A 10,608-nucleotide genomic window follows, 5' to 3' on the forward strand; every position below is an offset into this window, starting at 1 on the left:
CCCGCGGAAGCCTCTCTCCCCTCTCTGCTGAGGCAGAGAGAGGCCCCGCGACCTACGTGCTAGCAGTCCTTCCAATCCGCACCCGCATAGCCCAGCCCCCGCTTCGCGCACTGGTACTTTCCGTGGTTGCGGCAGTTGCCATACACGACATTGGGATAGGGACCTCTCCAGACCTTATCGGAGCACCGGATGAAGCAGCAGGCCTTGAGGGCGCTGACCGTTCCATCCTCGGTGCTGGGGTCCGCCTGTTCCAGGTACTGCTCTGGAATGGCGATGGACTCCTGCGGCTCCTGCGACTCCTCGGGCAGCGGGCCACCACACCCCACAGCCAACAGCGCCCCCATCCACAGCGGCAACGTGCTCTTCATTTGATTTCTCATGGTTTCAGCCCTCACGTGTCCTTGCACACTGACAATGGCTAGCAGTTCCGCCAGGCGTGCCCTTGATAGGTGAGCTTCTTCTGCGGGCAGTAGTACCTTCCGTACTTCGCGCACAGGTCATACTTGATGGAGGGAAAGGGCCCGTACCAGGTCCCGCTGCACTTGACGTTGCAACAGATGGCGGAACTCTCGACCTCGCCCTCACCGAGATACTCGGCGGGAATCCCTGGCGGAGAGGATTCCTCCTCGACCGGTTCGCCCGGCTGTGGTGCCTCTCCATCGGCGGGGCCGCATCCCACCAACAGCACCACGCCAGCAATCCACGCGAACCAACGTCCATGGCCATTCTTCATGGAATCCTCCCAGGCTCAATCCAGACAAAAAGGCCGCGAGCCACCGGCCTCCTGTCTATTGGACCGAATCGAGGTTCCAGACGTTCCCGCTTCACCCCTGCGTCATTCCAAATCAAACAAGACAGACAAGCTCCGTGCAGAAGCCTCCAGTCCGCTGCGACTTCCCGACTGGAGCATGAAATGACATCAGCCCCTCTCAAAGCCTCAATCTATGACGCGGCGGCATTCCGGATTCCCTCCCCCCAAGAATGCGGGATGGCGCGGACGTGGGCCAAGGGGCGCACCTTCCCCCCGCCCCCAATCCCCCTCCGAAGACGCGCGTTTCCAGGGGCATGCAATGGCCCCACCGGTGCGTTGACGACGGACGAGGGAGCGAAAACCCGTTCGCCGCGCGGCCCGTGACGTCCGGACCGGTGTCGATGGCCGTGCTGGGCGCGAGCTGCGCGGCCACCACGTTGGCAACAGCCCACTTTTTCATCGGTGAATTCCTCGTCGAGCACCGCTCGCCAGACCTTGAGGGTGTCCCCGCTTGCGCCCGCCCTTCACTCCAGGCATCATTTCAGTGAACAGGTTCACCGAAAAGAAGGGGGGAGGCCATGGCGACGCGGAACAAGGCCGGAGCGACGGGCGGGCCCAAGCGGGGACGCCCCCGGGGCCGGACGGAGCAGGGCCACGAGACGCGCCAGCGGCTGTATGCGACCGCGCTGGGGTTCATCTCCGCGCGGGGCTACGAGGCCACCCATCTGCGGGACATCGCCAAGGAGGCGGGGGTGAGCGTTGGCCTGCTGTACCGGTACTTTCCCAGCAAGCGCGCCATCGTCCTGGCGCTGTACGACGAGTTGTCCTCGGCGTATGCGGCGCGCGCCGAGGCGTTGCCCGCCGGCTCCTGGCGGGAGCGCTTCCTGTTCGCGCTCCGGGCAAGCCTTGGCGTGCTCGGGCCGCACCACGAGGTGCTCAAGGCGCTGATTCCCGTGCTCGTGGGCGGAGAAGAGGACGGCCTGTTCGCGCCGCAGACGGCGTTCTCCCGGCAGCGGGTCCAGGCCGTCTTTGAAGACGCCGTCGCGGGCGCCACGGACGTCCCGAGCAACGCCACGGTGGCCCATGCACTGGGCCGGTTGCTCTACGTCGCGCATCTGGCCGTGGTGCTGTGGTGGCTGCTCGACAAGAGCCCACGTCAGCGCGCCACCGAGGGCCTGGTGTCGATGCTGGCGGGCCTACTGCCCCCTGCATCGCTCCTGCTCCGGCTGCCTGGTGCCGGAAGCATGGTCCTGGGCGCGGACGCCCTCTGCCGGCAGGCGCTCTTCGGCGAACCGGCGCGTGCCCAGGCGGAAGAGGTGACGCGATGAATACCGCGACGCTGGGACATGCCGAGGTCTCCCTGAACGGGAAAGGCACAGGCGAGCCGCGCGCGAGCACCGCATCCCTGGTGCCTCCCGAGGTGGGCCGCTTGCGCTTCGATGCGGCGCGGACGCTGTGGCTCTGGGGCATGCTCATCCCCGGTGTCACCGTGGGGCTCGCGGCGGCGACGCCCACCACGGTGGTGGTGTCGCTCCTGCTCACCTTCGCGACGCTCTGCCTGGGACACTCGGTGGGCCTGCATCGCGGCGTCATCCACCGCACCTACGAGGCGGGCCCTCTCACACGCGGCGTGCTCGCGTACCTGTTCGTGCTGAGCGGGCTCGGCGGTCCCCTGTCGTGGGCACGCCTGCATGCGGTGCGCGACTACTGGCAGAACCGTCCCGACTGTCCGCCCTACTTCGCCTATGAGCACTCGATGGCCCGCGACTTCGGCTGGAACCTGCACCTGCGCTTCGAGCCCGCGGATGACCGGGCCCTGGCGCGGCTTCCTCCAGACGTATTGACGGACCCGTGGCTGTGCTTCCTGGAGCGCACCTGGCCGCTCCACGTGCTCGGGCTGACGGGGGTGGTGCTCGCGGTGCTGGGCCCCGAGGCCGTGGCCCTCTGCGTTTGCGCCCGCACGGCCGCCGGCATCCTCGGACACTGGGCCGTGGGCTACGCGGCCCATGTCTGGGGAGAGCGGCGCTACGCCCTGCCGGGCGCGGCGGAGAGCGGTACGAACATCTGGGTGCTTGGCGTGCTGTCGTTCGGCGAGGGCTTCCACAACAACCACCACGCCTTCCCAGGCTCCGCACGCATGGGCCAGAAGGCACACGAGCTGGACCTGGGGTGGTGGGTCATCCGAGGGCTTTGTCGGCTGGGACTCGTGCGTGATGTACGTACTTGAGCGAAGCGCCAGGCGACTTCACGCGTAGCACGGCGGATTGAACCGAGGAACACGGCGGGCTTCCGGGCGCTGCATGGACGCCCCCGCGTCAGGTGGCCCTCGATACCTGAGCGCTCACTGCGAGGTCGCTTCCATCCACTGGACCACGACCTGGCACAGCGCCTTCTTCTTCGCCTTCACCTCCGCCAGGTCGCGAAGCGTGACGATGGCTCGGTCCGGGGCGGCCCACTGCAGCAGGCCGCTGGTGTCGTCGAAGGAGAAGCCTTGCGTCGCCTTCACCTTCGCGCCCCGGTGGAAGATGAGCTGAACGCAGTCCTTGGGCTTCAGCTTGAATGTCACCCGGTCATCGTCCTTGAAGCAGAAGCTTGGCGCGTTCCACTTGATGCGCTCCGCGATGCCTGGATGGGCGGCCAGGATGGCGGTGCGCAGGCTTTCGACTTCGTCCTTCCGGGCGTGTTCGAGCTCCTGCATGAATCGTTCGACTTCTTCGGACCGGTTCGACACGCGCGTCGCCTCCCTCCAGCACCATGACATTTCGAGCGGGCTGGTGGACGCGGCATAACCCGGCCCATGAGCGAAGTCAGCAGCCCGCAATCCAAGGATGCTGGGCGAGTCAGGGGCCTGGTGTATGGAGCCTCCTCCCCCGCCGTACCCCCAGGAGGAATCCTCGATGCGTCGTCTAGTTCCAGCCCTTCTCTCCGCGAGCCTGATGGTCGGATGTGGTCCCACCGGCTCCGAGTCCGAGCCGTCTTCTTCGTCCACGGAGCACCAGGACGCGCCGCTCACCACCACGGACGTGGACGTGGCCCCGGAGTGTCAGGGCCTGCTCACCTTCGTCAACACGGCGTCTCTGTCCACGCTGGACGCCTATCTCCCCAGTGACGTCGCCCAGAACCTCGTCGGCTACCGCGCGACGGCGCCCTTCTCCACGTTGGCGCAGGTGTCCGCGGTCCGGGGTGTCGGCCCGGTGCGCCTGACTCAAATCGAGGGTGGCGCCCGCGCGCTGGGCTACATCACCAGCACCTGCGCCGGCATCCTGGACGAGCTCGCGCTCTCCACCGATGACGCGGCGGCCCTGGTCAACCTGGTGAACACCATCGACAGCAGCGCGTTGTACGCCGTCCTGCCGTACGCTTGGAACGGCGCAACGAACCTCCTCAACCTGCGGCCCTTCACGTCGGCGCAGGCCATCTCCGAGGTGACTGGCATCGGCACGGTCAGCCTGCGCAACCTCCGCAACGCGGCCACGCAGGGCTACGCCCTGACGGCGCTCATCGCCGTGATCAACGCGCAGGAGGAGAGCCTGTGGACGTCCCGCCTGAGCCAGGACTTCGACATCCAGGACGTGATTGACGGCGCTCACGGCAATGGCGAATTCAAGAGCGCGCAGTGCTTCGGCATCGACCCCAGCCTCTTCCCCGCGGGTCAGGTCTGGACTGTCCGTCCCGAGCTGGCCACGGGCACCGAGGTCTACAACGAGATCAAGAGCACGGTCGACTACGCGGACCGCAACGAGCCGCTGCCGGAGACGCTCTACACCGACGGTCTGGCGGAGCTGCAGGCGCGCACCGCCGGGCGCACCTTCAAGGGCTGCTTCATCAGCTACGGGAAGGGCCCGTGGGGCGGCATCCAGGTCAAGTTCTACGTCGACACGGTGACCGGATACCGCATCCTGTCGGAGCAGCACTGGTCGGAGTGAGCCAGCCTTGAAGCACCCCAGGCCCGTCCATGGGGCCTGGGGGTTTCAACGGGACGTCACCCGCGAGCCTGCGCGTGATTACGGAATCGTGGCCGTCACGGACACGCCCGAGTAGGACGAATAGCCGCGCACGGACACGTACCAGGTGCCAGCCTGGGGGTTGGAGAAGGAGCAGGTCTCCTCGTTGCCGGCCAGATAGGGCCGGCAGTTGTAGGCGCTGGTGGTGGGCTGCGAGCCGCTGCGCACATAGAGGTCCGCGTCACCCGAGCCCCCCGACTGCACCACCTTGAGCGACGTCGTGCCGCTGGGGACCGTGATGGCGAAGTGCTTCCAGGTGCTGGACGAGCCGGACAGGTTCGTCTGGGTCAGCAGCGTGGTGCCGGGCGGCGGGGTCGTCCCACTGAGCTTGGAGTCGATCCAGCTCTCGAAGTACGACACGCGCGCGTACATACCCGGGTAGCGCGCGTCGGCGCAGCCGTAGCCCCAGCTCACGACGCCCGCGAGCTTGCGGGTGCCATTGTGATTGACGGTGAGCGGACCACCGCTGTCGCCCTGGCACGAGTCCTTGCCCGGCGCCTTGGCGCCAATCTGATCCGGGCCAATGTACTCATTGGGGTAGCTTTGCTGCGCCTCCGTGTTCGAAATCACGTTGACGTCCACCGTGCGCAGGGTGGCGGACCCCGAACCACCGGAGGAGGTCGCACCCCAGCCCGTCACGCGCGCGACCACGGCCGGGTCGGTGGCGCCGCTCGCGGCATCCGCCGCCGAGATGCGGGGAATGGCCGCGACGGTGGTGCCATTGAGGTCCAGCGACGTGGCCAGACGGAGCAGGGCAACGTCGTTGCCGGAAGCGCCGTAATCTTCATGAATGATGGTCTGCGCCACGTTGCGCGTCTGGCCCGTGCTCGTGCTCGTGCTCGAGGTGGAGCCCGCCACGATGCTGGTGACGGCGTAGCCATCCACACAGTGCGCCGCGGTCAGAATCCAATCCTTGTTGAGGATGGAGCCACCGCACCAGTGGCCGCCGTACCGCAGGGACACCTGCCACGGATTCTCATTGATGGTCGTGGTGGTGCCACCGACGATGTCCTGCTCGATGGTCGCCGGCGCCACCGACTCCGCCTGCTCCTCGACCATCTCCGGACCGCAACCGACCAGCAACGACATCGCGCCAACTGTCGACCACCGCCGCATGACCTTCACTGACATCATGGAGACCTCGGGTATCTGGGGAAGACGTGAAACGGCAAAGCACGACTAGCCGACCCACGCTTAAAAAACCGTAACACACGATCTTCCCCATCTACCAGCCCCGCCCCGGATGAAGCGCTACCGCTTTCGGAGGCGCTCACGTTTTGCGACATGCCTGTTTCATTACATCTCCGCCACACTTTGGAATGGGGCGGAGCGTTGATGACTTGTCATTGGAGCCGCGGGCCGAAGTGACGACGGCGACATGAAGCAGCCCGGCGGTGTGATGCGACACACCACCGGGTCCGTCACACCCCTGACTACGGGCGGCCTTCCTGCCGCGTGTTGCTGCTCGCGGTGGCCGCGGCCGAGGTGGCGCGTGGCAGCTTCGGCGGAGGCGGCTTGGCGAGGCTGTCCAGGAAGGGCATGAGGTTTTCGGCGGCTTGCAGGATGTCTCGCTCGAAGTCCGTCACCCCCTGCGGTGAGCCATCCAGCCTCAGCAGCCTGTCTTGCGTCTCCGTGTGCCCCTCCCAGCTCACCTGGGCCACGGGCCCGGGCGCGCCCGTGCGCGCGAACTGGACCAGTGAATCCACCAGGTGACGCATGAACGTCCCGTCCTCCTCCGTGAACAACGCTCCGGTGGGCGGCACGTCCGCGGCCGTCTCCAGGAAGTAGGGCACCTCGCCCCCGTGAGGCACACCCAGACGCTGCCGAGGGGCAAGCATCTTCGCGCGGTACTCGAAGTAGTAGCGCCACACCGCGGCGCCGCGCTCCGCGTGGCGGGTGGCCAGCAAGCGGGGCATGACCGTGAAGACGAAGTCGCGACACATCCGCCGGCCAATCTCCCGGTCATCGTCCACGTCGGGGTAGAGCTGGCGGATGGACTCGGCGAAGGCGCCCAGGCGTTCAAGGATGGTGGCGGGGTCGATTCCGAACGAGGACACCACGCTGGAGTCGTCACTCGTGCTGCCGAGGATGAGCGGCAGGGAGAGTTGCTCTCCGCGCGCGAAGGTCTCGCGGATAGGCTCGGGAAGGACGGAGTCTCCGTAGATGGGACTGGGCGCGTTCGCGGTGTCCGCGGGGAGCATCCAGAACTTCTCCGGCCCCAGCTCGCGCAGGTCCTTCATGGTGGCCAGCAGCCGGTCCAGCCCGTTCCTCCACGCGAAGGCCATGCCGGCCAGCCGCGCGTCCGCCAGGGGCTTCTCCTGGAGCACGTACGCGCTCATGGCCACGCCCCGGCGGAAGAGGTTCTTCTCCCGCACCTGCGGCGACGTGAAGAGCGACAGGACGCTCTTGGCGCCCGCCGACTGTCCCATCACCGTGACATTGCCGGGGTCGCCGCCGAACCGCGCGATGTTGTCGCGCACCCATTCCAGCGCCAGCACCTGGTCCAGCAGGCCGAAGTTCGCGGGCCCACCCGGATTCTCCTTCTCCAGCGCCGGATGCATGAAGAAGCCCAGGTGCCCCAGGCGGTAGTTGAAGGTCACCAGCACCACGTCGCGCGACGCCAAATGAATCCCTTCATAGGGCGGCAGACGGCCCGAGCCGATGACGAAGGCGCCGCCGTGAATCCAGAACACCACGGGCAGCTTCGCGCCCGCATCCAGCTTGGGCGTCCACACATTGAGGAAGAGACAATCCTCGTGCATCTCACCGGGGTCGCCACCGCCGGCCTCGATGCAGGCCTGACGGGACTGGTACGCGGAGAAGCCGAAGTTGAAGGCCTCGCGGACACCGGGCCATGGAGTGGCGCGCTCGGGCGCCTTCCAGCGCAGCGCTCCCGTGGGAGGCATCGCGTAGGGAATGCCCCTGAAGACAGAAATCTTCCCTTCGACCAGGCCCTGCACCTTGCCTTCCTTCGTGGCTACCTCAGGCGTCTTGATGACGTTCATCAACCGGCTCCCTTTGGTCGTGCGACTGGACGTGCGACAAGTGAAGACACACGCACCCAGACTCCAGCGGAGAAGCCCTCGTGCACCCATTCGGTCTAGATGAGCGAGCGTGAGATAGAATTGAATGGCAATTCCTGGCAACACACCCCTGCCAGAAACCCGCATTGCTGAAATCGATCGCTGGGAACACGACACCCGCCCCGCCCTGGAGTCGGCCGGGGCGCGGGCCCGGGCCTTCCCTGCTCCCGGACCGTAAGCCGCGCCAGCGTCCGCGCGAGCCGCTCCGGATGGACGGGCTTCAGCATCTTGCTCGCGTCAACTTCCGGACACTGTGTTAGGGTGGCCGCCGCATGGCGATCGAGAAGGCGCTTCTGCTCATCGCGGATATCGGCGGATACACCCGCTTCATGAGTCACCACCGCTTCAGCCTCGCGCACGCGCAGGAGACGGTGGCGCAGTTGCTCGAGGCCGTCATTGATGCCTCGGGCCCACTCAAGCTCGCAAAGCTCGAAGGAGACGCGGCGTTCTTCTATGCCGTGGGCGACGATTTTCCCGCCTTCGCCCGGATGGTCGCGGACATCCGCCGCGCCTTCGTTTCACGGCGAGAGCAGTTCATCGCCGACCGCATGTGCAAGTGCGACGGCTGCATGCAGGTCAGCTCCCTGACGCTCAAGTTCGTGGCCCACGCCGGTGAGGTCGCCTTCCAGCGCGTGAAGCACCTCACCGAGCTGGCGGGCGTGGACGTCATCCTGGTGCACCGGATGCTGAAGAACGACGTCCCCGTCACGGAGTACGTCCTGATGACCGACGCCGTGCACCAGGGGCTCGCGCCGGAGCTCCGCCAGCTCACCCAGGGACTGGAGCACGACTTCGAGGGCATGGGGCGCACGGCGACGCACTACCTGGACCTGAACGCGTTCGTCCTCGCGGCGCCCGAGCCCGTGCGCCCGAGCCTTCCGCGCAAGCTCTGGGCCAAGCTGAAGCTGGAGCTGAGCTCGATGAAGTACGTGCTGGGCCTCAAGCAACCCTGCGAGAACTTCCGCAACGTCGAGGTCGTGGACGCCCAGAAGCCGTAGCGGGCGCCCGCGATTCAGGGGGCCTCCGCGTACCATGCAACGCGTTACCCTGGCGGCCGGGGCGCAACGGCCAGGACGAAGCGCGCGTAGCCAATCTCCGCCGCGTTCTTCATCAACTCCAGGTTGACCCAGGCCACGATGTCTCCGAAGGGCTTGCCTTGCAGCGGCCAACGCGTGCGCTCCGTGGAGCGGAGGTCCTCGTCGCTGAGTTGCTCGATGGCGGCGCGCCACTCCGTGTACCGCCGCGAAATCAAGTCGCGCACGGCGTCCGCGGTACCCGGCCACTCCACCTGCTCCCGCGTCAGGGTGGCATCCCCGAACGAGTGGTTGTGAACCATGGACCACCAGAACCCCAGGTGCCACGTGAGCCAGGCCACACTCGCCGGCCCCAGGTCGTAACCTTCATGCTCGGGCCACTCGACATGCCACTTTCCATCCGGACCCTGCTGGGCATGGAGGCCCACGGACGCGGGACGGCGCAGGCAATCCTCCGTGGTCAATCCCTCCAGGTGATAGAGGGTGAGTGCCCAGGCGATGTCGAGTTGCCCCAGGAGCGTGTCTCGGAGTGGATTGGACATGAGCGCAGGATAGACCGACGTCCCGCTGCCCCGACACGGAACCTGCGCCAGGATTTGAACCCGACAGAGGGGATGACATGAGCGATGAGCGATTGGTGCTGACGCGGGGAGACATCACCCAGGTCCAAGCGGATGCGATTGTGAACGCAGCCAACTCCACACTGTTGGGAGGCGGAGGCGTCGACGGGGCCATCCACCGAGCGGCCGGCCCCGGGCTTCTGGCCGAATGCCGAACCCTGGGCCGTTGCCCTCCGGGAGAAGCTCGCATCACCGGAGGCCATGCCCTTCCCGCCAAACACGTCATCCATGCCGTGGGGCCCGTGTGGCAAGGAGGAAGCAGCGGCGAGGAGACCGTGCTCGCGCGCTGCTACCGGCGGGCCTTCTCCCTGATGGAACAGCACGGCCTTGGCACCATCGCCTTCCCGTCCATCTCCACGGGCGCCTATGGGTACCCCATCGAGCGGGCGGCGCGAATCGCCTTGCGCGAGATTCTGGCCGCGCTCCAGCGCATGCCGACCCTCCAGCGCGTCACCGTGGTGCTGTTCAGCGACAGGGACCTCGACGTGTACCAACGCGCACGTCAGGCGCTGGAGCCCACCCCTTCGGCCTGAAGGGTTCGCGACGCGCCAGACTGGCGGGGCTCGCGCGCGGAGACGGCGATGCACCACTGCGCGGCCCAGTAACACAGCATGATGGCGTAGCCGGAGCCCGGCAGCGGGCGTACGAAGAGCTTGAGCGCCAGCAGTCCGTCACTGACGGCGAATAGCAGCGCCCCCGCGAGCGCGAACCCCTGCGCGCGACGCGAAAGCCCCGGGCTCCCCAGCATGGCCCACGCACGCCATGTCATCGCACAGATGACGGCGACGTAGGCCGTCACCGGGAGCGCCATCTCACCCAGGTGAGACCAGAGAAAGACGCTGGCCCCCACCGCCAGGAACACGAAGGGCAGCGCCCTGCCCCACCGCGGCTGGCGTGACACCGTGACGTACGCGGCGACGTAGCTCACGTGCGCCAGCAGGAAGGCCCCCAGGCCCGGGAGGAACAGCCCTGGCCCCACGTCCAGCAGCACGTCTCCCAGCAGCGACAGCGCCAGGCCGGCGAATATCCACCGCCCGTAGCGTCCGAGCGGCGGCCACTGCCACAGGAGTAAACCTGTCTCTTATACACATCTCCGAGCCCACGAGACGCTCATGA

The 10,608-nt window shown here is 66.9% G+C and carries 12 protein-coding genes; 5 read left to right on the plus strand and 7 right to left on the minus strand.

The window, feature by feature from the left end:
* Positions 1-59 precede the first annotated feature (59 nt).
* Positions 60-368 carry a hypothetical protein gene (locus FMQ63_RS28025; protein WP_225909803.1) on the minus strand — a complete coding sequence of 103 codons (309 nt, stop codon included), beginning with the start codon at positions 366-368 and terminating at the stop codon, positions 60-62.
* A 50-nt stretch (positions 369-418) separates the two neighbouring features.
* Positions 419-733, minus strand: coding sequence for a hypothetical protein (locus tag FMQ63_RS28030; protein ID WP_011551767.1), 315 nt, complete (start codon positions 731-733; stop codon positions 419-421).
* A 596-nt stretch (positions 734-1,329) separates the two neighbouring features.
* Between FMQ63_RS28030 and FMQ63_RS28035 the strand changes: the two genes are divergently transcribed.
* Together FMQ63_RS28035 and FMQ63_RS28040 are read left to right on the plus strand one after the other, a co-directional pair.
* Positions 1,330-2,079, plus strand: coding sequence for a TetR/AcrR family transcriptional regulator (locus FMQ63_RS28035; RefSeq protein WP_011551765.1), 750 nt, complete (start codon positions 1,330-1,332; stop codon positions 2,077-2,079).
* A complete protein-coding gene (locus tag FMQ63_RS28040) occupies positions 2,076-2,978 on the plus strand; it encodes an acyl-CoA desaturase (RefSeq protein WP_011551764.1) in 903 nt (300 codons plus the stop codon). Before FMQ63_RS28035 ends, FMQ63_RS28040 begins: the two co-directional genes overlap by 4 nt.
* 114 nt (positions 2,979-3,092) lie before the next feature.
* Here the strand turns inward: FMQ63_RS28040 and FMQ63_RS28045 are convergent, their stop codons facing one another.
* Complete coding sequence (locus FMQ63_RS28045) at positions 3,093-3,482, minus strand: DUF1801 domain-containing protein (protein WP_225909802.1); 390 nt, start codon at positions 3,480-3,482, stop codon at positions 3,093-3,095.
* 97 nt (positions 3,483-3,579) lie between these two features.
* Between FMQ63_RS28045 and FMQ63_RS28050 the strand changes: the two genes are divergently transcribed.
* The gene (locus tag FMQ63_RS28050) at positions 3,580-4,677 is read left to right on the plus strand and encodes a helix-hairpin-helix domain-containing protein (RefSeq protein ID WP_011551762.1); all 1,098 of its coding nucleotides are present in this window, start codon (positions 3,580-3,582) and stop codon (positions 4,675-4,677) included.
* Between the two features lie 78 nt (positions 4,678-4,755).
* On the opposite strand, the gene FMQ63_RS28055 is transcribed toward FMQ63_RS28050, so the two are convergent.
* On the minus strand, positions 4,756-5,889 hold the full coding sequence (locus FMQ63_RS28055) for a trypsin-like serine protease (protein WP_011551761.1): 1,134 nt from the start codon (positions 5,887-5,889) through the stop codon (positions 4,756-4,758).
* Between the two features lie 299 nt (positions 5,890-6,188).
* A complete protein-coding gene (locus tag FMQ63_RS28060) occupies positions 6,189-7,760 on the minus strand; it encodes a carboxylesterase/lipase family protein (RefSeq protein ID WP_011551760.1) in 1,572 nt (523 codons plus the stop codon).
* Positions 7,761-8,110: 350 nt separating this feature from the next.
* On the opposite strand from FMQ63_RS28060, the gene FMQ63_RS28065 reads away from it, so the two are divergent.
* Entirely contained in the window at positions 8,111-8,836 is a 726-nt protein-coding gene (locus FMQ63_RS28065; RefSeq protein ID WP_011551759.1) for a DUF2652 domain-containing protein, read from the plus strand.
* 44 nt (positions 8,837-8,880) lie between these two features.
* Here FMQ63_RS28065 and FMQ63_RS28070 read toward each other — a convergent pair whose 3' ends face one another.
* Positions 8,881-9,414 (minus strand): DinB family protein, encoded by a 534-nt coding sequence (locus FMQ63_RS28070; RefSeq protein WP_011551758.1) that lies wholly within the window; start codon positions 9,412-9,414, stop codon positions 8,881-8,883.
* Between the two features lie 77 nt (positions 9,415-9,491).
* Between FMQ63_RS28070 and FMQ63_RS28075 the strand changes: the two genes are divergently transcribed.
* Positions 9,492-10,025 carry an O-acetyl-ADP-ribose deacetylase gene (locus FMQ63_RS28075; protein ID WP_011551757.1) on the plus strand — a complete coding sequence of 178 codons (534 nt, stop codon included), beginning with the start codon at positions 9,492-9,494 and terminating at the stop codon, positions 10,023-10,025.
* Here FMQ63_RS28075 and FMQ63_RS28080 read toward each other — a convergent pair.
* Positions 9,995-10,558: a lysoplasmalogenase gene (locus tag FMQ63_RS28080; protein ID WP_228556509.1), complete on the minus strand. Its 564-nt coding sequence runs from the start codon at positions 10,556-10,558 to the stop codon at positions 9,995-9,997. The two genes, FMQ63_RS28075 and FMQ63_RS28080, sit on opposite strands and share 31 nt — an antisense overlap.
* Between the last annotated feature and the right edge of the window lie 50 nt (positions 10,559-10,608).

The sequence above is a fragment of the Myxococcus sp. CA005 genome (assembly GCF_006518205.1).
In the GTDB taxonomy this organism is placed as follows: domain Bacteria; phylum Myxococcota; class Myxococcia; order Myxococcales; family Myxococcaceae; genus Myxococcus; species Myxococcus xanthus.

Excerpts from the sequence above, each read along its gene's own strand:
- FMQ63_RS28065 (WP_011551759.1), top strand. The coding sequence starts at position 8,111 with ATGGCGATCGAGAAGGCGCTTCTGCTCATCGCGGATATCGGCGGATAC.
- FMQ63_RS28055 (WP_011551761.1), bottom strand. The coding sequence starts at position 5,889 with ATGATGTCAGTGAAGGTCATGCGGCGGTGGTCGACAGTTGGCGCGATG.
- FMQ63_RS28035 (WP_011551765.1), top strand. The coding sequence starts at position 1,330 with ATGGCGACGCGGAACAAGGCCGGAGCGACGGGCGGGCCCAAGCGGGGA.
- FMQ63_RS28040 (WP_011551764.1), top strand. The coding sequence starts at position 2,076 with ATGAATACCGCGACGCTGGGACATGCCGAGGTCTCCCTGAACGGGAAA.
- FMQ63_RS28030 (WP_011551767.1), bottom strand. The coding sequence starts at position 733 with ATGAAGAATGGCCATGGACGTTGGTTCGCGTGGATTGCTGGCGTGGTG.
- FMQ63_RS28070 (WP_011551758.1), bottom strand. The coding sequence starts at position 9,414 with ATGTCCAATCCACTCCGAGACACGCTCCTGGGGCAACTCGACATCGCC.
- FMQ63_RS28075 (WP_011551757.1), top strand. The coding sequence starts at position 9,492 with ATGAGCGATGAGCGATTGGTGCTGACGCGGGGAGACATCACCCAGGTC.
- FMQ63_RS28060 (WP_011551760.1), bottom strand. The coding sequence starts at position 7,760 with ATGAACGTCATCAAGACGCCTGAGGTAGCCACGAAGGAAGGCAAGGTG.
- FMQ63_RS28050 (WP_011551762.1), top strand. The coding sequence starts at position 3,580 with ATGCTGGGCGAGTCAGGGGCCTGGTGTATGGAGCCTCCTCCCCCGCCG.
- FMQ63_RS28025 (WP_225909803.1), bottom strand. The coding sequence starts at position 368 with ATGAAGAGCACGTTGCCGCTGTGGATGGGGGCGCTGTTGGCTGTGGGG.